We start from the raw sequence: 22,392 nt of genomic DNA on the forward strand, positions 1-22,392 counted from the left end.
CGGAGCCAGGCCCGGGGCGGGAGTGAACCGTCTCGATCTTCGGCGGCAGCGCCATCGGGGTCGGCAGTTACGGTTCCGTAAGGTAGCGTGTGACCCTGATCACAGATGGTGTCGGTGTCGAGCCGCGGCAGTCGCCCGTCGGTGATCAGATGTCCGCGATCAAGAGGTGAGGAGGGTCGGGTGCTACGTAAGCATCGTCAGCGACCACCACAGTCGGCGAAGTCGATCCTGCAACAGATCTCGCAGGTGGTGCACAACCCCGACCGCGACCGATTCGAACTCTGGGTCGCCGGTGACCTGGTCGGTGTGCTCGGCTATTCGACCGAGACGGTCGACGGTCAGACCACGATCACCGTGCTGCACACCGTGCTCTACGACGAGTACAGCGGACACGGCCTCGCCACCCGGCTCACCCGCACCGTCGTGCACCATGCCCGCGAGCAGGGCGCCCGCCTGCGGCCGGTGTGCACGTTCACCAAGCGCTACCTCGACAGCCATCCCGGGATCGTGACGCTCGCCCCGGTGTGATCGAGCGTCGGAGGGCCGTCTGCGTCCTTCGTGGCTCGTCGCCGGACCCTTCGTGACGCGCCCTCCGCAAGCTCCGGGCGCTCCTCAGGGGGCGGGGGGTCGTGCGCCTCGCTCCTCAGAGAGCGGGCGGGCCGGCGAGCAGTGTCTCGCGAAGTACCTTTTTGTCGATCTTGCCGACCGCGGTGACCGGGAGTGTGGTCACGACGCGGATCACGTCCGGCAGCTTGAACGACGCGAGTCCGCGGCCGGTGAGGAACGTCCGGATCGTGGCGAGTTCGAGCGGCTGGGCCGGCGGGTGCTCGTGTGAGAGCACCACGGCGGCGCAGATCTTCTCACCGAGCGCGTCGTCGGGGAGTCCGACCACAGCGACCTGCCGGACCGAGTCGTGCGCGAGGAGGTTCTCCTCGACGTCGTCCGCGGCGACGTTCTCGCCGGCGCGCACGATGGTGTCCTTGATGCGCCCGGTCACGGCGACGTGGCCCGACGCCAGTCTCGTGACCTTGTCGCCGGACCGATAGAACCCGTCCGGCGTGAACGACTTCTCGTTGTGCGCCGCGGCGCGGTAGTACCCGCGGATCGTGTACGGCCCCCGCACGAGCAGTTCCCCTTCGACGCCGTCGGGGACGTCGGCGCCGTCTTCGTCGACCACCCGCACCTCGTCGAGTTCCGACATCGGGGAACCCTGCACCTGATGGACCAGGTCGCGCGGTTCGCCGGGACGGGTGTAGCAGATCAGCCCTTCGGCCATGCCGAACACCTGCTGGACGACGTCGCCGAGGGCCTCGTCGAGGGCGACCGCATCGGGCTGGGCCAGTTTGGCGCCACCCACCTGCAGCAGGCGTAGCGAACTGACATCCGCCGGCTCCCACTCGGTTGCCGCGCACCAGAGTTGCGCCAGGGCGGGAACGAGTGCCGTCACGGTGACTCGGTGCCGTTCGATGAGGTCGAACGTGTTGTCCGGACTGGGGTTGTCGGCGAAGACGACATGACCCCCGACGCCGAACACGCCGAGGATCCCGGGGCAGCACAAGGGGAAGTTGTGTGCGGCGGGCAGCGCGACGAGGTAGGTGTCGTCGGCGGTGAGGCCGGCGACGTCAGCCGACAGGCGCGCGTTGAGGTCGTAATCGTCGTGCGTGCGCGCGATGAGCTTCGGCAGGCCGGTGGTACCCCCCGACACCAGGAACAGGGCCGGCAATCCGGGGTCGGGGTCGGCCGGCAGCCCGACGGTGGCGGGATCGGCGTCGGGGAGCGCCGCGAATCGGCCCGGATCGCCGGAGATGAAGACCTGTGCGACCTCGGGTACCCGCGACTGCAGTTCGGCCGCGAGGTCGCGGAAGTCGAATCCACGACGACCGTCCTCGCCGATGTAGGCGACCGCCCCCGCGCCCGCCGCGAGGTGCGCGATCTCGGTGATCCGATGCGCGGGCAGTGTCATCACCGGCACGACGCCTGCGCGCAGCAGGCCGAACAGCGTCACGGCGAAGTCGAGGGAGTTGTTGAGCTGCAGTACGACCCGTTGGGCCGGCTGCAGACCGGCGTCGACGAAACCGGCGGCGCGGCGGAGGGTGGCGGCGCGGAACTCGGCGTAGGTGAGCGTGCGCGGACCGTCGGTGGAGGCATCGGTCACCGCGGGAACATCGGGGGAGCGCTCGGCGGCGAGGTCGAGGGCCGCGAACAGCGGGCGGTCGAGGAAGACACCCGCATCCCGGTACTTCTGTGCCTGGGCGTCGGCGTAAGGGGTGAAACCGTCGAGCAGATCGGGCACGTGGTCGAGGTGCGTCGGCATGAGTTCATTCAAACACAGCCAGGATAGGGTAACCTTACCGGTCGATACGGGACGGTGAACCGGCTCTCGACCCGCGGGGGGTTGTTTGATTAGGCTGCCCTAAGATTCCCTAAGATCATCGGTGCTCGAGTGCATCACGACCGGAGGAACGAAGGACATGTCGCTGACAACCGAATCGCACGCCGCGCAGTTCGTCGACCTGCTCGCGCCTGCCTCGCCGCTGAGCGAGTCCGATGCCGCACGGATCACGGCGGCCTGGGCGGGCTCCGGGGAGTTCGGCGACCACGTCGTCTACGAGCGTGACCGGCGCTGGACGTTCGCGGCCGGTGTCCGTGCTCGGGTGGTCGTCACGCGGAGCGAGGTCATCGTCGACGACCAGGGTGATCGGACGACGACGTCCTGGCACGGCGACCCGGCCGACGCGCTCGCCGCCGCCACCGCGTCGCTGTCGATTCCGGACTGGCGCGTCTACGGCTGGGTCGGTTTCGACTTCTGCGCGCCCTACCACGGCATCCTCGACCGTGTCCCCGAGGGCACCGTCCTCGCGCACCTCATCGTCCCCGAGTTCGAGGCGACCGTCGATGCCGGCGGAGTCGACACCGGGTCCGTCGACGCCGACCGCGCCCACCGTCTTCTCGAGATAGCCTCGCAGGCAACCGTTTCGGCGGAGTCGCGACCGGTCGATGTCCAGTCCGACCCCGACGACTACCGCGGCCGGGTGGCGACCGCTGTCGCCGAGATAGAAGCCGGCCGGTACCAGAAGGTGATCCTCTCGCGCGCCGTCGACATCCCGTTCGACGTGGACATCCCCGCGACCTACGCCCGCGGCCGTGCCGACAACAACCCCGCCCGCAGTTACCTGCTCTCGCTCGGCGACCTGCAGGCCGCCGGGTTCAGTCCCGAACTCGTCGTCGCGGTGCACGACGACCGGACCGTGGTCACCGAACCGCTGGCCGGCACAAGGGCTTTCGGGATCTCGCCCGAGCAGGACGCCGCGGCCCGCGCCGACCTGCTGTCCGATGCCAAGGAGATCGCCGAGCACGCCATGTCGGTGCGGGCCTGCTTCGACGAGATCTCCTCGATCGCCGTTGCCGGCACGACGGTGGTGAGCGAGTTCATGGAGGTCCGCGAACGCGGCAGTGTCCAGCACCTGGCATCGACCGTGCGCGGAACCCTCCTCGACCACGAAACACCCTGGCGCGCACTCGAGGTCGTGTTTCCGTCGATCACCGCTTCGGGGATTCCCAAGACCCCGGCCGTGGAGGCGATCGACCGTCTGGAGCCCCGTCGTCGTGGTCTCTACTCCGGCGCGATCCTCACCGCGGCGTCGACCGGCGAGCTCGAGGCGACCCTCGCGCTGCGCACCATCTTCGCCTCTGGAGACGGTGCGTGGCTGCGTGCTGGTGCCGGGATCGTCGCGCAGTCCACGCCGGAGCGCGAGTTCACCGAGACCTGCGAGAAGCTCGGCAGCGTCGCCCCGTACGTGGTCCCGCGCTGATCACCCGATACTTTCGACCGAACACCCCCATCTCAGGAGTCACCACATGTCCGACCACATCACCGAAGCCCTGCGCGGCATCCTCGAAGAAGACCTCGACCTCGCGCTCGGCGACGTCAGCCGCGACTCGAAGCTGATCGACGACCTGGGGCTGGACTCGGTGGCGTTCGCCATCGGCGTGGTGGCGATCGAGGAACGTCTCGGGGTGAAGCTCTCGGAGCGGGAGCTCTTCGAGTCCAAGACCGTCGGCGATCTGGAGGACCTCATCCGGTCGAAGGCCGGCACCCCGGCCTGAGAGGACGCAGAGCCGACATGAGTGTGGACACGCCAGTGCAGACGTACGCCGAACTGCTCGACGCCGCGTTCGACGATCGGGTGACGTCGTGGACGGCGCAGGCCGAACGGGATCACCGGTTTCCCCGGCCCCTTCTCGAACATCTCGGTGCCGAAGGTGTCTTCGTCCGGAAGTGGGAGGACCGCAAGTTCACCGACCTGCACGACCACTTCGCGCTCGGTGCCCACCTCGGTGCTCTCGGTTCCGCGGCGATCGGGGTGGGGGTCAGCCTGCACGACTCCGCCATCGCCATCCTCCGCCGCTTCGGCCGCAACGACTACCTCAAAGACCTGGCCCAGCGTGCGCTGACCGCCGAGACCGTGCTGTGTATCGGCGCCTCCGAGGAGCAGGGCGGCTCGGATCTGCAGAACTCCGAGACCCGGATCCATCCGGAGACCGGCGGCTTCCGCGTCGTCGGACACAAGAAGTTCGTGTCGCTCTCACCGATCGCGGACCACGTCTTCGTGGTCTGCCGTGGCGCCGACGACGGTCCTGATGTCGGTGGCAACGTGGCCCTGGCCGCGGTGCCCATCGAGTCGGTGACGGTCGGCGAGCCGTACCAGAAGCTCGGCGCCGGGCCCCTCGACACCGCTCCGGTCACGATCGACGCCTGGATTCCGGAAGAGGCGCTGATCGCCCGACCGGGAACCGGCCTGGCGATCATCAGCTGGGGACTGGCGCACGAGCGGTACTCGGTGGCCGCCCAGATCGCCGCCGCGTGCGAGGTGATGATCGGCGTGACGCTCGCGCGGATGATGGATCGCACCCAGTTCGGCAAGAAACTCTACGACCACCAGGCGCTGCGCCTGCGCGTCGCCGATCTGCAGGCCAGGGTCGACGTCCTGCGGTACTCGCTCGCCGGTGTCGCGGCCGAGGGCAAGATCAACCTGCGCACCGCCGCGGCGCTGAAGGCGACGGCCGCCAATCTCGGTGAGGAGGTCGCGTCGGAGTGCCTGCACATCTTCGGCGGGATCGGCTACCTCGAGACCGAGACCCCGATCGGCCGTTGGTGGCGGGACATGAAACTGGCCCGCGTCGGCGGCGGCACCGACGAGGTGCTGTGGGAACTCGTCGCCGCGGCGATGAAACCCGACACCGAGCGATACCAGGCCATGTTCGCCGACTCGGAACTCCTCGGCGCCCGCTCGCCCGCGTCCTGAAGCACTTCGAGACATCCCTCCCACCCAGGCGGTCCCCACATGAACAGCCCAGCCAGTCAGGCACCGGTCGACGCGCGCGTGACCGAACTCGCGCCTCCCGATCACACCTACCTGCACATGGACAAGGCCAGTGCGCCGATGCACTGGTCGATGATCCTGCAGCTCGAGGGGGACGGCGACCTGCTCGGCCTCGACGAGGTGCGGGCGCGCGTGCGAGAGCGGGCCGGGCTGTTCGAGATCTTCCGGCTGGGAATCCGCAACGGCCGCTGGCGCAAGCCCGAGGTGGTCCTCGCGGACGACAGCTGGGACGCGGGCGAACACGTGACCGAGTTCGGGTTCACCGATCGAGCGCACCTGCGACGACGGGTGACGAAGCTCCTGGAGTCGCCCCTGCCGCGCCCGCGCCCGTTCTGGGACATCACGCTGTTCACCCCGTCGGCCGGTGCCGAGGGCGTCGGACAGTGGGTGCTGCTGCGAGTGCACCACAGCGTCTCCGACGGGATAGCGGGAGCGGCGTTCGCCGCGCTTCTCGCCGACGGTGAGCCCGAGGACCTGGCGGAGTTCGAGCGATTCGCCACCAGCCCTCGTTTCCGGATCAGCGGCATCGACCCCGACGAACTCGCCGAGGCGAAGGCCGCCTACGGCGATCAGCATGCAGCGGGTGGCGGCAAGAAGCGGGCGTGGCCGGCGCTGACCAAGTCGGGCACGCGTGAGTACGCCCTGCACACCGCGTCGACCCGGACCCTGCGCAAGGCGGCCAAGCGCAACGACGCGACGGTCCACGAGTTCCTACTCGCCGCCATCGGCCGAGCACTCAGCCTCAACCCGCCGGCGGACTCGCAGGCCGACGTCATCCGCGTGACGCTGCCCGTGACCCTCGACGACGAGTTCCGGCACACCGGCAACGCGGTGTCCGTCGCGCTGCTGAACCTCCACGGCAACGAGCCCGACCTCGCGCGCCAGATCGAGCGTGCGCGAAGCGAACTCGAGACGATCGCGAAACGCAAGCCGCAGTTGTATCTGGCCGCCGCCGACGATCTGCCGCGCGCTCCGCTGTGGGGTCTGCAGCGCGCGATCGTGAACGCGTCGATGGCACACATGCACCCCGACATCCACATCGGCATCAACCCCGGATTCTCACGGGTCAGGTCGGTGCTGGGGAAGTCGATCGTCACCCTGACGCCGCTGTCGCCGCTGGCGGGCTACTCGTTGTCGGTGACCACATTGATCCTCGGACACACCACCACGTTCGGCATCGTCGCCGACGCGCAGGCGCTACCCGGCTACACCGATCGGTTCGTGGCAGCGCTCGACGACGTGCTTCGGGAGGCCCACCCGTCGACCTGACGGGAGGGCGAGCTTAGGCTTGCCTTGTAATCCGGTGTCCGGGGCCTGCAATATACAGGGTGGCCGTCGGCTCGGCGGGGGCGAAGACATACACGGAGAAAGATCAACATGAGCAACGACGTCAACTACCAGGACCCGTCCGGGGTCGATTACCAGTCGGGGGTCGACTACAGCGAGCCGGCCGCGGAGTCCTCGCGCCGATCGGGCGGGGTCAGCATCCCGACCGTGCTGGCGTCGGCAGGCGTCGCCGCCATCATCTCCGCGATCGTGGTCACGATCGGCGTGGTGGGCATCGTCGTGAGTGAGCGTGGTGACTCCACGAGCGCCGCGCAGCCGACCGTCGTCAACCTCGGTGCCGCGCAGACCGCGCTCCCGCAGCAGGGCATCGCGGGTCAGCAACCGGGTGCCGTTCCCGGCCAGCCCGCCCCCGCCGGGGCGCCGGCCGGAGCGCCGGCGGCGGCCCCGACCGAGAACGTGCCCGAGGGTGGCGGCGCGATCGGCGGACCGGTCGGTCCGCCCGGCGAGGGCGCCGCACCCGCACCGGCACCGGGTCAGGCCCCGGCACCGGCGCCGGGCACCACTGTGGCGCCACAGCAGCCCGTCGCCGCCGCGCCGACTGCGCTCACCCCGGGCCAGCTCAACACCAAGGTCCGGATCGTCATGAACGCCAACGGCAGCCGCGCCGCGCGTGCCGCCGAACTCGAAGGCGGCGAGCGTGCGCTTCGCCAGATCGACCTCGTCTCCCGCGCGATCACGACCTACGGCAACGTCGGGCTCAGCTACCAGATGGTCGGACCCGTCCAGGTCAGTGGCACGACCCTGACCGCACCGCTCCAGATCAGCGTGGTCGGCCGCGGTAGCCAGAACCGCTCGATGACCTTCGTGTGGAGCGGCAACAAGTGGAAGCTGTCCAACCGAAGCGTCTGCGCCATCGCGGGATTCGTCCTGCTGCCCTGCTCGCTCTGACAGCACCGTCGAACGACGGTCCGGTCCGCCGGACGACACCGACAACCCAATGGGGGGATCTTCACGTGACTTCACGACTTCGCCTGGGTGCACTCGTCGCGAGTGCGCTCCTGTTCGCGGGCCTGCTGGCCGGTTGCTCGAGCTCGGATGACGAATCCGCCGGCGGCACCGTCCAACTCAACCTGCCGGACGGCCGTCAGGTCACGATCCCGGACACCCCGGAGCGGATCGTCACGCTGGGCGACCAGTGGACCGACGTCGTGCTGTCGTTCGGCGAGACCCCGGTCGGCTACTACGACTACTCGAAGTCGGCGACCGGCGAGATGCAGCCCTGGTACGGCGAGAAACTGGCCGACGCCACGTTCATCGACCCCACCAAGGGCGACGACGCGACCACCATCGCCAAGCTCGATCCGGATCTCATCTTCGCGCCGGGCTTCGCGTCGGACAGCCCGGAGTTCCAGCAGATCTCCAAGCTGGCGCCGACGGTGAACGCCATCAGCGACCAGGAGATCGATCCCTGGCAGGACATGGTCACCGTGATGGGCACGGTGCTGCACGATCCGGACAAGGCGAAGTCGATCATCGACGACACCAACGCCAAGATCGCCGCGGTGACCGAGGAGTACCCGGGCCTGAAGGGCAAGACCTACGCCTTCGCCTTCATGTACGGCCCCGATCAGCTGTCCGTCCTCGGTGACGAGAACGACGGCGCCGCAAAACTGTTCACCTCGCTCGGCATGAAGATGGCACCCAAGCTGGTCGCCGAGTACCGGCGGACCGGCCAGCCGCGTTTCGGACTGAGCACCGAGAACATCCCGATGCTCGACGCCGATGTGCTCGTCGTGGCCACCGCCACGCCCGAGCAGGCGGAGACCCTGAAGTCGCTGCCCGGGTACAAGAACCTGAAGGCGGTCAAGGACAACGCCGTCACCTTCATGACCCAGTCGCAGATCACCGGTCTGAACGCACCGACGCCGAACTCGATCCCGTACGTGCTCGACCTGCTCAAGCCGTCCTTCGCCGCGGCGTCCAGCTGATCCGAGCGGTGTCATCCGAACTCGCCCTCCGCGATATGCGGAGGGCGAGTTCGTTTTCTGGGTCACCGGACCCTTCGTGGCTCGTCGCTATCGCTCCTCGCACCTCAGGGAGCAGAGGGGTGCTCGCGGCTATCGCTCCTCGCACCTCAGGGAGCAGAGGGGGGCTCGCGGCTATCGCTCCTCGCACCTCAGGGAGCAGAGGGGGGCTCGCGGCTTTCGCTCCTCGCACCTCAGGGAGCAGAGCGAAGCGAGTCCGCCCGCTCCCTGAGGTGCGAGCGAAGCGAGCCTCGAAGGGTCCTGGTGAGATGAGTCGCCAAACCCTTCGTGGCTCGTCGCTTGCGCTCCTCGCACCTCAGGGAGCGGAGGGGTGCTCGCGGCTTTCGCTCCTCGCACCTCAGGGAGCAGTGGCTCAGCAGGTCTCGGCCGTGGGGCAGGACTCGGGCTAGGGCGCGACGATGTCGTCGTCGTCGGAGGCGCCGAAACTGGTGAACGCGGTGTGCTTGGGCAGGCGGTAGGCCTCGCGGCCCAGCACGGTGTTGAGGATGCGTGCGTTGCGGACAGCGCCGATGTCGAGGTTCGGGGCCGAGACGCCGTGTGCGTGCTCCTCGGCGTTGGCGACGAAGATCCGGTTGGTCAGGGGATCGTCGGTCTCGATCTCGTGGTTGGCGCCGATGACGAGGCGCCCCCGCGAATCGCGGTGCAACGCAGACTCGATCGGGGCGAGGAAGTCTGCCTTGCGCGCCTGATAGCCCGTGCTGGCGATGACCATGTCGGTGGTGTGGGCCAGCTCGGAACCGGTGTCGAGGTGCCGGCCGCGAACCCGCAACCTGCCGTCGGCGAGCGTGTCGAGACCCTCGACCTCGACCGAGATCCGCAGCTGCACCGGGTTGAGCTTGTCCTGCAGCTGGCGTCGGTACAGCAGGTCGTGCAGCCGCTCGAGGGAATCGGTGGAGATGCCCTTGTGGAACTGCCAGTGCTGCGGGCGAACGCGGTCACGCGCGGCCTCGGGGAGGCTGTGGAAGTAGTCCATGTAGGCCGGTGTGGTCATCTCCAGCGACAGCTTCGTGAAGTCCAGCGGGGCGAACCACGGTGTGCGCGTCCACCATCGGACGGCGGGTCCCCCGCGCAGGTTGGCCTCGAGGAGATCGATGACGATCTCGGCGCCCGACTGACCAGAACCGATCACCGTCACGGTGTCGGCGGCGAGGGCCTTCTCCTGGTTGAACAGGTAGTCGGAGCTGTGGACCACCGCCGGCGAATCCGACGAGAGTGCCTGCGGGACGAAGGGTTCGGTCCCGATGCCGACCACCACGTGGCGTGCGATGACCGTCGAGGAGCCCGTCGGAGTGTGCACGGTCACCCGGAACGCGTCGGCCTCGGCGTCCCATGTCACCTCGTCGACCGTGGTGCTCCATCTCAGCGAGTCGAGCCGGGACACACACCAGAGGAGGTACGCCTCGTACTCGATGCGGGTCGGGAAGAAGTCCTCGCGCACCAGGAACCGGTACATCCGGTCGATGTCGGCCATGTAGTTCAGGAACGACAGCGGATGGGTCGGGTCGACGAGCGTCACCAGGTCGGACAGAAAGCTCACCTGCAGGGTGGCGTCGTCGAACATCAGGCCCGGGTGCCAGCGGAACTCGTCACGCGAGTCGACGACGAGGAGATCCACGTCGTCGAGCGTCGAGGCCAGCGCGGCGAGACCCAGATTGAAAGGGCCGCAGCCGATCGCCAGTACGTCTACGTTCTCTACAGGGGTCATTCGGACACTCTCACCATTTCTTCACTGTGTGTTTCCGCGCCGGGCGCGGCGGTGCCTTCGGACTCCACCTCGAGGGCGACTCGCAGGAGCTCGTCGAACAGCTCGTCGATGTCGCTCTCCGCGGTCTCCGGGTTGAGGAGCGTCAGCTTCAGGCAGGTCTGCGGCTCGTCCTCGCCCGGCACCCGCACCTGGGTACGGCCGATGAGGGCCTTGCCGTCGGCGATCAGCCGACGCCGCAGTTCCCCGTTGACCGTATCGAGATCGGTGCAGCGGTAGCGGAACACGACGGTGGTCAGCGTGACCGGCGCGATGAGTTCGAGCTGCAGCTCGGTGGCGACTCGCTGCTCGGCGTACACCGCGAGATCGTTGCACCGGTCGAGCATCTCTCCCAGGGTGCGGCGCCCGTAGGCGAGCAGGGTCGTCGCGACCTTGAGAACATCGGGACGTCGGGTCGTCTGCAAGGTCTGACCGAGGAGGCCGCTGTATCCGGCCTCCACGTCGTCGTCGGGGTTGAGGTAGGCCACCGACCGGTTCAGGGACACGAAGCGATCCGCGTCGGACAGGAGCATGAGGCTCGCGGCGGCCGGCTGCCAGCCGACCTTGTGCAGGTCCAGGGTGACCGAGTCGGCGCGCTCGACACCGGTGAGCAGACCGGCGAGGCGATCGGAGAACAGCGAACCGAATCCGTAGGCGGCGTCGACGTGCAACCAGATCTCGTGACGCTCGGCGATGTCGGCGATCTCGCCGAGCGGGTCGACGGTGCCGAAGTCGGTGGTGCCCGCGGTGGCGACGATCGCCAGCGGGGTGGCCGCGCCGGACTCCCGGATCGCCGCCTCGAGGGCCTCCGGGATCATCCGGTGCTGCGAGTCGACCTCGACCGGGATCACCGCGGTCTCGCCCAGTCCCAGTGCCGCACAAGCACGGTGGACCGAGAAGTGAGCCACACGCGAGCAGAAGACGACCGGACGCTGCAACGCCCCGACTCCGTCGTGACGCACGTCGACACCTCGGCGTGCGGCAGTGTGATCGCGCGCGATCATCAGCGCCAGCAGGTTCGAGATCGACCCGCCGGGGCTGAAGACACCGCCGGCGTGTTCACCGAAACCGGCCAGACGCGCCAGGGACTGCACGGTCCACGTCTCGAGCGCGAGCGTGGCCGGACCCGAATCATAGGTGTCGAGTGAGGCATTGGTCGCCGATGCCAGCGCGTCGGCGGCGACCGCCACCGACAGGGGAGCGGGTTGCAGGTGCGCGGCGGCCATCGGGTGGGTGAGGTCGAGGCCGAACTCGGCCACCAGGCGAGCGAGTCGGGTCAGCGCCTCCGATTCGCCGATCCCGTTCTCCGGGATTCCGTGCGGACCGAGCAGTGCTGTCACCCCGCCCAGCACCGCGACGGGATCACCGCTGGGCAGCGGGGCGCCGTGGTGGTGGTCGCTGACCGCGGCGGCGATCTCGGCCAGGCCGCGTCCGACGTCGGCCCACCCGTCGCCGGGACGGGCGAATCGCGAGACACCCCAACTGGATCGGCGATCTTCGGACACTGGGTTCCCCCTTGTTGACTCTGGCGCTCGGTGGCGCGGCGGCACGCCGGTCATCCGGCGCTGCCCTTCTGCGGAGCGCGCTCGTCGAGGACCTCGAGGAGCGCGGAGACGGAGTGGTGCAACGACGTCGGGATCAGGTCGACGAGCGCGGTGAGTACCGCGGTGGCCCGGTCGGCCACCGCGTCGGGAACGATCCCCGGCTGATGATCCACCTCGACATGGGTGCTGTCGTCGTCGGCCTCGAAGGCGATGGAGAGCGGGTAGTTGGCGATCCCGTTGAAGACCGAGTGGCAGGTGACCGGTGCGTCGGCTGGTTGCGGGATCCCGCGCAGGGGCGCGGGCCGGACCGAGGCCATGATCTCGATGACGGGGAATCGACCACCCTGCTGCCGCAACGCGGTGAGGATCGGCCCGAAATCGGTGCCGGAGTGTTCCATTGCCCGGTAGATCACCGAACCCGCATCGCGGAGGGCCTGTTCGACGGTGTCGTCGGGGTCGATGCGGAATCGCATCGGGATGATGTTGCCGCAGTAGCCGACATCCTGCGGTGACTGTGCCCGTCGCCGGTTGTCGGCCGGTACCACGAGGACGTGGTCGGCCGCGCCGGTCAGCGCGAACGCCGCCAGTGAGCAGACCCCGATCAGCAATGCATTGGGTGTCGCCCCGACGATCTGGGCGACCCGCCCGAAAGCGGTCAGCGAGTCGGCCGCGACCGGGGCGGCGACCTTGATGCCGTAGCGGTCGTGCATCGGCGACAGCCAGCTGTCGGCGGCGCTCTCCGTGGGCAGCTCACCCGTGAGCGGGTAGCGGACGTCCTCGGCGGCCCAGGTCGCGAGTGCATGTCGGACCGCGTTGTCCGTCGCATCCGCCGCGGCAGTGGGATCGGTTGTCTCCGGGCGGGTTTCGGCGGTGATGTCTCCGGGCCAGGAACCCGACACCAGGGTGCCGAGGAGCAGTGGCCACGAGGTGTCGTCGACCGCCAGGTGGTGGACCACCAGGATCATCGTGACGTCTCCGTCCGACCCCGAGACGCGCAGCCGGAGTGGCACTTCCGAGCGAAGATCGAACGGCGTCCGCGTCAGGGCGGTCGCCGCGGCATCGGCATCGGCACCGGTGCCGATGCCGCTCGCAGCCGTCTCCGAGAGTCCCCAGGTCCACACCGTTCCCGATGCGTCCCACGATCCCGAGCGCGACACGGCGCGTCGACTCGGTGTGCCCGCGTCGTCGGTCTCGACCACGGAGCTCAGCACCCGGAACCGTTCGACGAGTAGTTCGGCGGAGGCGACGACCGAACTCAGCGTCCGGCTCCCGCCGAACCCCAGCACGAGTCCGATGTTGTGCGACACCGAGTCCGGGTCCAGCTCGTAGATCCGCCACATCCGACGCTCGGCGATCCCGAACTCGCCGAACGGTACGGCTGTGTCCGGTGCGTCGGCGGAGCGAGCGGGACTGATGTCACCCGCCTGCGCGATCCGACGGCGCAGCAGTGTGAGTCGCTCTTCGGTCAACGCGGGCATGGTTCCCTCTCGGTCGACGGGGCGGCGGACGGCGTCGACGCCGCTGCGGACATGGCGTGCAATGTGTCCCAGTCGCGGACGACCTCGACCAGTTGGCCCGCCGCCCACCGCGGCGCCTGGTCCTGGAAATGATCGGAACTGGGGTCGCCGCTCACGCCCAGCGGGACGATCCAGCGGCTCGCGTTCCGGTCGGCGAGGTCCCACACATAGCGGGCCGCGGCACCGGTGATGCACAGGTGCGTGCCGACCGCCGCGGCGTTGGCGAAAACGCTCTCGGCGTCGCCGGCCAGCGGGAGCGGCGTCGGACGCAGGGTCGCGAACAGGTCCGGATACTGCGGCGATGCGCCGACCAGGTCGAATCCGTGGATCGGTGCCAGCCGGTGGACGCTGCCCCAGGTGGGTGTGGCACCGAAGGTGGCGACCCGGGCCACCACGGCGTCGAGGGCGGCGACCGCCACGGCCTCGATGTCGATGCCGATCCCCGCCGTGTTGGCGACGACCGAGGTCAGTGCGGTGGCGAGGCGCGGTTCGGGAACGAACCACGGCTGGAACACCGCCGGGAAGCCGTGCGGCCCGCGCAGCGGGGCGAGGATGTCGGTGTTCGCCACACCGAGGACCAACTGGGTGCGGAACTCGGCGTACAGGTAGGCGTCGGTGCTCTCGGCCTCCATGGAGCGGTCCCAGGCGACCAGTCGCTGCCGGACCTTCTCGGCCTCGTCGCTGTCGGCTCGCACGCGAGACAGCAACTCCTGGACCACTTTCGCCTGCTCGAGCCGCACGTCGGAGTGGATGTCGGCACAGTCCGCCGGACTCACGGACGTGAGCTCGTCGAGCAGTACCGCGATGCGGTCGGCGCGGAACGGCTCCACACACTCGCTCGTGAGCGGTTGTAGCGCAGGCACATCCGACATGCGCTGGTTGGCGGTGACGGTGATCGGGTCCCGGAGTGTCGCGTCGAAGTCGGGATCGCCGAGTGAACCCCGCTCGTATCCGCGCCACTGGTAGCGCTCGTCCCAGCCGGGTACCGGCAGCCAGTAGTTCTCGGGTGCACGGACCGGCACCCGGCCGGCCACGTGGGTGGCGACGGTGCCGTCGGCATGGCCGATGACTGCCCGGTTGACCGGTTCGACCCAGTTGGCCAGCGCCACTTCGACATCGGCGACGGTCCGCACGAAGAGCAGATCGAGCGGCGCGTCGAAGGTGACCTCCTCGGAGAGCAGCGGAGACCGCATGCTCATCGCGAACGTGTCCTCGGGACCGCCGAAGACGACGGCACCGTTCGGAGTGGTGATCACCTGCACCGCCACGGGTTCGGCGTCCCGGACCAGGATCGTCTCGGTGCTGACCCCGGCCGGCACCCGGTTCCCGCCCGGCACCTCGACCAGGAGCGTGCCGGCATCGTCGCGCGTCAACCGCTCGAGGTACAGATCCTGATAGTCACCCATCGCGTTCGTGATGCCCCAGGCGATGTCGTCGCCCTGGCAGAAGTGGGGGACCCCGGGAACGCCGGCGAAGGCGAAACCGGCCATGTCGAATGCGTCCGAAGGACCGGTCGAGGCGAGATGGAACTGCTGGTAGATGCCCGGAAGTTCGAGAAAGCGATGCGGGTCGCCGGCGACGATCGGCGCACCGGTCGAGCTGCGCTCCGCGGAGACTCCCCACGCGTTGCTGCCCGACATCGGGTCACCGAGGTCGACCGCGGGGGATGGCTCCTCCGGGGACGCCGGCCGGGTGATCGCCAGGATCTCGTCCAGGAATGCCTCGTCGGGCATCGCGGGCATCGTGGGATCGGTCTCCCGTGTCTCGAAGTCCCAGAATCGCAGGGCATCCAGACCGAGCGTGCGGCAGGCGTGCAGGCGGAACAGCTTGGTGGTGAACCGTCCGAACAGTACGTGGTGCATGATGAACACCGAGATCGGTGTCCACGGACGCCACGGTTGTGGCCGATGCGCTAGTGCCTCGAGTTCCGGTGCGGCAGCGGATTTCTCGGGGTCGTCGAGCGTGCAGTTCACCCCGGCGGCGTAGGCGGCGACGAGATCGCGGGTGCGGGTCGACGATGCCTCGAAGATCCGTTTGGCCGCGGCGTCGAGCTGGGCTCGGCGGGCGAAGGTGTCCCACTCGATGCACGAGGCTCCGAAGACCTCGGCGGTGCGTCCCTCGGCGCGCAGCCGCATGAACTCGATCTGCCAGCGTCGGTCCTCGCCACATGCCCGGCCCTGACCGTACAGCGCGCCCGCCGGCGTCGTCGCGCGGACGTGCGGGATGCCGTGCCCGTCTCGCAGGATCTCCACGTCCGGGTGCCCGCTCGTGTGGGTTGCGGTCATGTCGGTCACCGGTCCCTGTGCGATGCAACCGGATTGGCGAGCCGGTGACCGGCGTCGATCAGTGAGGCATAGGAGTCCTCGATGTCGACCATGCGCTTGTTGTTGCGCAACTGCAGACCGTTCATGTGCACCGCTCCGAACTCCGGTGCGAACAGGTCCCAACGGGTGAGACGGTCCTCCAGTTCGGGATGGGCGGCCACGAACTCGCGCAGGCTCTCGCCGACAAGTGACCAGAACTCGTCGTCGTCGACGATGCCGTGTGTGTGCAGGACCTCGGCGAGCGGGCGCAGGAAGTCGTCGAAGACATCCGACAGGACACCCAGGTTGCGGATCTCGTCCGGCTCGGTGGTCCGGACACGGGCGCAGCTCTCGGGGAGTCCCTCCGCCTTCCCGAACACCGACACCTCCTCGCCGATGTCCTTCAGGATGGCGCGCACCGGAATGCCGTCGGCGAGAACCAGGATGAGGTTCTCGCCGTGCGGGGAGAACTTCAGCTCGTACCGGTAGAGCAGGTAGGCGATGGGATGCAGATAGGTCCGCAGGTAGCGGCGGACCCACTCGGTCGCCGGGACTCCCGAACGTTCGATGAACGCGCCCACCAACGGCTCGCCCAGGTGATCGACGTGCAGCAGCGCGGCCATGGTCGACAATTGCTCGTCGGCGGCGGTCAACGGCACCGGACTCTGGCGCCACAGCGCCGACAGGATCTTGCGGTACTCCGATCCCGGCTGGGTGATCGGCGTGAAGGTCGGGCTGCGGTAACCGATCGCGGCGACCTCGAAGATCATCTCGAAACCGATCGCCGCGAGGTACTGGTCGTCGGCGACGAGTCTGCGGACCCAGTTGTTGATGAGCGGTGTCGTACGCATGTAGTCGGCCGACATCCCGCGTGTGAACCCCATGTTCACGATGGACAGCGCGACCTTGACGTAATTGCGGGTCGGCGTGGTGGCGTTGAACACCGTACGGATCGACTGCTGGGCCTGGTAGAGGTCAGGACTCGTCCCCACCTCGACGATGCGCCGACCGGCGATGTCGGCGGAGTACAGCTTCTGTACCTTCTCGACCCACTGCCAGGGGTGGACCGGCAGGTACCGGTAATCCGCAGGGTCGCAACCGGCTTCGACGAGCGCGGCGTCGAAACCCGCCAGGGTCTCCGCGCCCAGCTCGTCGAGGAGCAACGCGTCGTAGTCGACATCGTCGACGGTGGCGACGTCACAGTCCTCGCGACGGGCGGCCAGCCAGACGAGGCGGAAGTGGTTGCCGACCTCGGGCGCATACCGCTCGATGTCCTCGGCACTGAATCCGAGACGGCCGGCGTTGGCGACGATGCACGGATGCCCCTCGGTCATCGTCGCCTCGATGGTCTGGAAGTCGGCGTGCGCGAGATCTGCTGCCGCGATGCGGCGTACGTCCGGGCGCTCGGCGCTGATGGCCAGGGTGTTGATGAACTCCTCGAGGTACTCCGGCAGCGCCTGGGGTCCGATGCCCACCAACGGTGCGAGGTCGACGATCATGGCGATCGCGTCGATCGGGAGTTCGGCGCCGTCCTGTACACGACGCAACGACGACTCGTCGATCGCCCAGCTGTCCAGGGCGAGACGATCGGCGCGGAAGTGGTATTCGGTGCGGCCGTCGGCGGAGGAGACGAGATAGCCGCCGTCTCCGGTCGCCACCGGATCGAGCGCCCGCTCGTGGGAGAACTCGGCGAGGATCTTCTTCGCGATCCTGGTGTGATACGTCTGGCGATGGCTTCGCGCACCCGACCCCCCGGCCGTGCGCACCGCGAACCCCTGCGTGGTCTCGATGTCCTGGAGAGTCAACGATCTACGCCCCCAGGTCCGTGACCTCGACCGGTCCGACAGACCTGCCGTTGTCGGTCACCGCGAGGAAATCGGCTCGGGTGCAGTAGCTCAGGTGCGCGGTCTTGTTCCCGACGGGGTAGTCCCCGTCGACCCGGAATCCCACGCTCGCGTTCAGGCGGTGCACGGCCTTGTTGCGGACGTCCGGCTCGACGACGACGCGGGCGGCGCCGACCTCGAGGATCGCGGTGCGCATGATGTGCAGCATCACCGCGCCGGTGAAGCCGGGAAGCGACTGTTCGGCGTGGGCGACCAGCAGATGCATGCCGATGTCGCCGTCGGCGGGCACGTAACCGCTGGCGGGGTCGGCGAGTTCACTGGTGGCCGGGTCGTAGAGCTCGAACAGGAACTGCGGGTGCCCGTCGTGGTAGCCCAGGCGCATTCCATAAGGCGTACCGGCCGTGGCCTCCGCCGACTCGCGAATCATCTTCTCCACGTCGGCGACCGAGCTGTCGAGCATGTCCCAGTACTTGGCCTTGGGATGGGTGAGCCATCCGTGGACGGTCGCGGCGTGCGACACGTCGTCGAGATCGACCGAGTTCAGGTCGTAGGTCGGTGCGGAGGAAATGGTCATGATGCCTTTGCTCTGGGAGATGGTCTGGCGTTGTGGCCGGAGGTGTGCCGGATGCGGTCAACTGCTCGCGATCTCGGCCTCCACCTGTTCGTCGGTGAGGTGCATGACGTCGAGGAAGGTCTGCGCCACGAAGGCCGCCCGTTCCCCGTCGAGTTCGGTCAGACGCCTCGCGAGACCGGCGATGGTTCGCTCGGTGAAGATGTCGGCGACCGAGAGCGCGGGCGCGTCGAGCCACTGGCGCGAGAGCGCTACCACCCGGGTGGCCTGGACCGAATCGCCGCCCAGGGAGATGAAGTCCTCGGTGACACTCACCGGCGGGGTGGGCAGGACTTCGCCGAAGATCAGCGTGAGTGCCTCCTCAACGGGGCCGCGCGGCGCGACCGCCTCGATCGGGTCGTCGTCGGTACGGGTGCCCGCGGCGATGGCCTTGCGATCGTGTTTGCCGTTCGGCGTCAGCGGGAACCGGTCCAGAACCGTGATGGATCGCGGGACCATGTGCGGCGGAAGGGTTTCCGACAACCGGGCGCGGAGGTCGGCGTCGTCGTCGGTCGATCCGGCGGTGAGCACGACCGCGGCGCGGAGGTCGCGGCCGTCGGACCAGGCGACCGCCGAGCCCACACCGGACAGACCCAGGAGGCCGGCCTCGACCTCGCCGAGTTCGACACGGTAGCCACGGATCTTGACCATGTGGTCGGCGCGACCCAGGAAATCGAGGAAGCCACCGGGCAGGTAGCGCGCGAGATCGCCGGTGCGGTACCAGCGTTGGCCCTCGTGTTCGACGAATCGGTCGGCCGTGCGGTCCGGATCGCCCCGGTACCCGTCGGCCACTCCGGCTCCGCCGATCCACAGTTCGCCGGGGACGAGGTCGGGACGATCGCGGCCGGCGTCGTCGACGACTCGGCAGCGCACGCCGCGCAACGGTATCCCGTACGGCACGAACGCCATTCCCGCCGGGACGGCGTCCGCTTCGCAGATCGTGGAGTGGATGGCCGTCTCGGTGGTGCCGCCGAGGCCCGCGACCCGGCAGTCGGGCAGTTGCGCGGCGACGCGCTCGAGTAGTGACACGTCGACCTTGTCGCCGCCCATGATGACCATCCGCAGTGATGCGGGCAGGGGCGCGAGGTCCAGGAGCATGCCGAGGATGGACGGCACGCAGTTGAGGACACTCACCGAGTGCTGGGTGAGCAGTCGCTCCCAGTCGTCGACCTTGGTCTGCTCGTCGTCTCCCGGTACGACGACGGCACCGCCGACGGCGAGCAGACCGAAGATGTCGAAGACGGAGAGGTCGAATTCCAGCGACGACACCTGCAGGCTGCGATCGTCGGCTCCGATGGCGAACCGGTCGACGAGGTCGGTGATGGTCGCGACCGCGGCGCGATGCGGAACCTGCACCCCCTTGGGCAGTCCGGTCGAGCCGGAGGTGAACAGGACGTAGGCGAGGTCGTCGGCGGTCACCGCGACCGGCTCGATCGGCTCGGCGAGCCGGGCGTCGTCGAGCGCGAGTACGACGCTGTCGGTGGATGCCCAGCCGGCGGGGTCGGTGGTGAGAACCGCGGCCGGCGTGGCCACGTCGACGATCCGCTCGCGTCGCGCCCGGGGCTGCGTGGGGGCGATCGGGACGTAGGCTGCGCCGGCGGCGAGAACTCCGAGTGCCGCGACGACCTGATCCCCGCCCTTGGGCAGATGGACGACGACCGTGTCGCCGGGCCCGACGCCGGCCGCGACGAGTGCTGCCGCGATGCGTCGTGCCTCGTCGGCCAGTTCGGCGTGGGTCCACGAACGTGCGTCGGACACGACAGCCGGTGCGTCGCCCCGTTCGGCGGCCCGGGTGAAGAAGGTGCTGTGCAGGGTGCCGTCGAAGGTGTCGGTGACCGGCAGCGGGTTCTCCACCGAAAGTCGCTGGGCGCGAACCTCGGCGGTGATCGGATCCGGTGCCCGCACATCCCATTCGCCGTCGACGAGCAGCCCGAGGAGGCGGACGTAGTGGTCGAACATCGAACGTGCGGTGGTGAGTTCGAGGTCGGAGGCGCGGACGTCCCAGTTGAGGAGGAGACCGCCGGCCACCTCGGTCACCTGGGCGTCGAGGAGGACCTGCGGACCCTGCGAGACGATCCAGGACGGATCGCCCAGCACGTCGGTCGCCTGCTGGGAGAACAGGTCGCCCAGTCCCAATGCGCTGGTGAACACGATCGGGGAGACGACCGGCTCGCCGCGGTGGCGGCTCAACTCGCGCAGCACGTCCAGTCCGCTCATCGAACCGTGGGCGGCGGCCTCGTGCATCGACGACCGCATCGACCGCGCTCGCTCGGCGAGCGTGGCCGGCTCGCTCAGGTCGACGCCCACGAGGATCGACGAGGTGAAGTCGCCAACCACCTGCTCGACGTCCGGATGGATCTGGGGGCGGTCGAACAAGGGCACGGTGAGCAGGAATCGCGATGTGGCCGAATGCGTTCCGACGGCCTCGGCGAACACCGCGGCGACGGCGGCCGCGGGGGTGACCCCGCGACGGTGCGCGTGCTCCTCGAGCCGCTTCCAGTCCGAGGCGGACACGGAGTGATGGAGGCGGACACTGTGCGGCTCGACCTCGCCCCGTGCCGCGCGTTCGTCGAGCGGGAGCTCGGGCGGCCCGGGCAGCGTGGGAATGCGTTCGCGCCACCACGTCACGTCGTCGTCGAGGGTCTCGCGGGAGGTGCGGTCCGCGGTGATCGTCGCGAAGGTGACCCCGAGCTCGGGCAGCGTCTCGCCGCGGTACAGGCGAGCGAAGTCATCGACGAGGACGCGGTAGCTCATCGCGTCCGCGGCGATCATGTCCACGTCGAGGTGAACACGGGTCGAATTGCCCGGCAGGAGACTCAGTTCGGCGCGGATGACCGCCCCTTCGTCGACCGGCAGCGTGCGGTGTGTTCCGTCGGTGCGCTTCGCCGCCAGGATCTGTTCGACCATCTCCGTCGAGTGGTTTCGGAGGTCGTGTACGGCAATGGCTTCGGGGTGCGCCGGCCCGATCTCCTGGGTGCCGTCGGGGTGCACGCGGACACGCAGCATCGGGTGGCGTTCCATCAGCGCGGACATGGCCGAGGCAAAGCGTTCGGGGTCGACGTCGGAACCGTCGAATTCGATGTAGAGGTGGGCGGCGACGTTGCCGAAGGCGTGGCTGTCCGATCGCCCGATCCAGTAGGCGTGCTGCATCGGAGCGAGCGGGAACGGGCCCGCGGTCGTTTCGGGCAGCGGCGTCGCGGTGTCGTCGACTGCCGGCGTCGAGGCGCCGCCCAGAAGTTCTGTCCAGGCGGTGATGGTCGGTTGTGCGGCCAGGCGGGCGAAGTCGATGTCGATGCCGCGTTTGCGCCAGGTGCCGGCCAGTCGCATCATCCGCAGTGAATCGAGTCCCTGGGCGATGAGATCCTGCTCCGGGTCGATCGACTCGGGGGACACACCGAGCGCGGCGCCCACCTCGCCGCGGATGTCGGGTGCCGTGGCCGCGTCGGACGCGGACGGGCGGTCACCGGATGTGGTCGCATCACCGGCGCGAGCAGTCGATGCGCGCAGTAGTTCTGTCCAGGCGGTGATGGTCGGTTGCGCGGCCAGGCGGGCGAAGTCGATGTCGATGCCGCGTTTGCGCCAGGTGCCGGCCAGTCGCATCATCCGCAGTGAATCGAGTCCCTGGGCGATGAGATCCTGCTCCGGGTCGATCGACTCGGGCGTCAGGCCGAGGGCCTGGGCCACCTCGGCGACGACGTCGGCCGCGGTGGTGAGGTCCGTGGTCTGGGAATTCGTGGCCATCAGCCGGCGTGCCTCTCGCAGTTCGGTGACATGGTTACTCAGGCTGGGGGAACCCGCATTTAGGGTAGGTTATACTAACTAACCGCTCTGCCCAATCCCTGGGCATGCCGGCGAGAGCCCCCCGAGCCGACGCGAATTAGGTTAGCCTAAGTTCGGCTCGGTCGTCCCATCGGATGATGCGGATCACGCTGTGACATCGACGGGATCTGGGTCTTGTGTCCGACAAAGATTAGGCTACCCTACCCAAATGGCGCGAACGTTCGTGTTCGCCATGACCAGCGGTCGGGGACGACACGCGGTATGACCACTCGGTCGCTCACCCGACCGGAAGACGATCACAAGGACCGACGCCACGTGTTGGCGAGAACGGGAAACG

The 22,392-nt window shown here is 68.6% G+C and carries 15 protein-coding genes; 7 read left to right on the forward strand and 8 right to left on the reverse strand.

The window, feature by feature from the left end; genetic code table 11:
* The first annotated feature begins 180 nt into the window (after nt 1–180).
* Nucleotides 181–528 carry a GNAT family N-acetyltransferase gene (locus KTR9_RS03300; protein ID WP_014925200.1) on the forward strand — a complete coding sequence of 116 codons (348 nt, stop codon included), beginning with the start codon at nt 181–183 and terminating at the stop codon, nt 526–528.
* A gap of 115 nt (nt 529–643) precedes the next feature.
* Here the strand turns inward: KTR9_RS03300 and KTR9_RS03305 are convergent, their stop codons facing one another.
* Complete coding sequence (locus tag KTR9_RS03305) at nt 644–2,314, reverse strand: (2,3-dihydroxybenzoyl)adenylate synthase (RefSeq protein WP_044507565.1); 1,671 nt, start codon at nt 2,312–2,314, stop codon at nt 644–646.
* Nucleotides 2,315–2,471: 157 nt separating this feature from the next.
* Between KTR9_RS03305 and KTR9_RS03310 the strand changes: the two genes are divergently transcribed.
* The 6 genes from KTR9_RS03310 (at nt 2,472) to KTR9_RS03335 (ending at nt 8,659) form a co-directional block, all read left to right on the forward strand.
* Nucleotides 2,472–3,812, forward strand: a complete 1,341-nt coding sequence (locus KTR9_RS03310; RefSeq protein WP_014925202.1) for a salicylate synthase — start codon at nt 2,472–2,474, stop codon at nt 3,810–3,812.
* Between the two features lie 46 nt (nt 3,813–3,858).
* Nucleotides 3,859–4,107 (forward strand): acyl carrier protein, encoded by a 249-nt coding sequence (locus KTR9_RS03315; protein WP_010844744.1) that lies wholly within the window; start codon nt 3,859–3,861, stop codon nt 4,105–4,107.
* Nucleotides 4,108–4,124: 17 nt separating this feature from the next.
* Nucleotides 4,125–5,306: an acyl-CoA dehydrogenase family protein gene (locus KTR9_RS03320; RefSeq protein WP_014925203.1), complete on the forward strand. Its 1,182-nt coding sequence runs from the start codon at nt 4,125–4,127 to the stop codon at nt 5,304–5,306.
* 39 nt (nt 5,307–5,345) lie between these two features.
* Nucleotides 5,346–6,653 (forward strand): wax ester/triacylglycerol synthase domain-containing protein, encoded by a 1,308-nt coding sequence (locus tag KTR9_RS03325; RefSeq protein ID WP_044505769.1) that lies wholly within the window; start codon nt 5,346–5,348, stop codon nt 6,651–6,653.
* Between the two features lie 108 nt (nt 6,654–6,761).
* Nucleotides 6,762–7,619, forward strand: a complete 858-nt coding sequence (locus KTR9_RS03330; RefSeq protein ID WP_014925205.1) for a hypothetical protein — start codon at nt 6,762–6,764, stop codon at nt 7,617–7,619.
* A 65-nt stretch (nt 7,620–7,684) separates the two neighbouring features.
* Complete coding sequence (locus KTR9_RS03335) at nt 7,685–8,659, forward strand: ABC transporter substrate-binding protein (protein ID WP_014925206.1); 975 nt, start codon at nt 7,685–7,687, stop codon at nt 8,657–8,659.
* 442 nt (nt 8,660–9,101) lie between these two features.
* On the opposite strand, the gene KTR9_RS03340 is transcribed toward KTR9_RS03335, so the two are convergent.
* The 7 genes from KTR9_RS03340 to KTR9_RS03370 are packed head-to-tail and all read right to left on the reverse strand — an operon-like array spanning nt 9,102 to nt 22,016.
* Entirely contained in the window at nt 9,102–10,421 is a 1,320-nt protein-coding gene (locus KTR9_RS03340) for a lysine N(6)-hydroxylase/L-ornithine N(5)-oxygenase family protein (protein ID WP_014925207.1), read from the reverse strand.
* Nucleotides 10,418–11,962, reverse strand: coding sequence for a pyridoxal phosphate-dependent decarboxylase family protein (locus KTR9_RS03345; RefSeq protein ID WP_044505771.1), 1,545 nt, complete (start codon nt 11,960–11,962; stop codon nt 10,418–10,420). The genes KTR9_RS03340 and KTR9_RS03345 overlap by 4 nt, the downstream gene beginning before the upstream one ends.
* A 50-nt stretch (nt 11,963–12,012) precedes the next feature.
* Entirely contained in the window at nt 12,013–13,479 is a 1,467-nt protein-coding gene (locus tag KTR9_RS03350) for a condensation domain-containing protein (protein WP_014925209.1), read from the reverse strand.
* On the reverse strand, nt 13,467–15,803 hold the full coding sequence (locus KTR9_RS03355; RefSeq protein WP_014925210.1) for a penicillin acylase family protein: 2,337 nt from the start codon (nt 15,801–15,803) through the stop codon (nt 13,467–13,469). Before KTR9_RS03355 ends, KTR9_RS03350 begins: the two co-directional genes overlap by 13 nt.
* 5 nt (nt 15,804–15,808) lie before the next feature.
* Nucleotides 15,809–17,626 carry an IucA/IucC family protein gene (locus KTR9_RS03360; RefSeq protein WP_014925211.1) on the reverse strand — a complete coding sequence of 606 codons (1,818 nt, stop codon included), beginning with the start codon at nt 17,624–17,626 and terminating at the stop codon, nt 15,809–15,811.
* A 4-nt stretch (nt 17,627–17,630) separates the two neighbouring features.
* Nucleotides 17,631–18,239 carry a GNAT family N-acetyltransferase gene (locus tag KTR9_RS03365; protein ID WP_014925212.1) on the reverse strand — a complete coding sequence of 203 codons (609 nt, stop codon included), beginning with the start codon at nt 18,237–18,239 and terminating at the stop codon, nt 17,631–17,633.
* Nucleotides 18,240–18,296: 57 nt separating this feature from the next.
* The gene (locus KTR9_RS03370) at nt 18,297–22,016 is read right to left on the reverse strand and encodes a non-ribosomal peptide synthetase (protein ID WP_014925213.1); all 3,720 of its coding nucleotides are present in this window, start codon (nt 22,014–22,016) and stop codon (nt 18,297–18,299) included.
* Nucleotides 22,017–22,392: the final 376 nt, after the last annotated feature.

Source organism: Gordonia sp. KTR9 (genome assembly GCF_000143885.2).
Lineage (GTDB): Bacteria > Actinomycetota > Actinomycetes > Mycobacteriales > Mycobacteriaceae > Gordonia.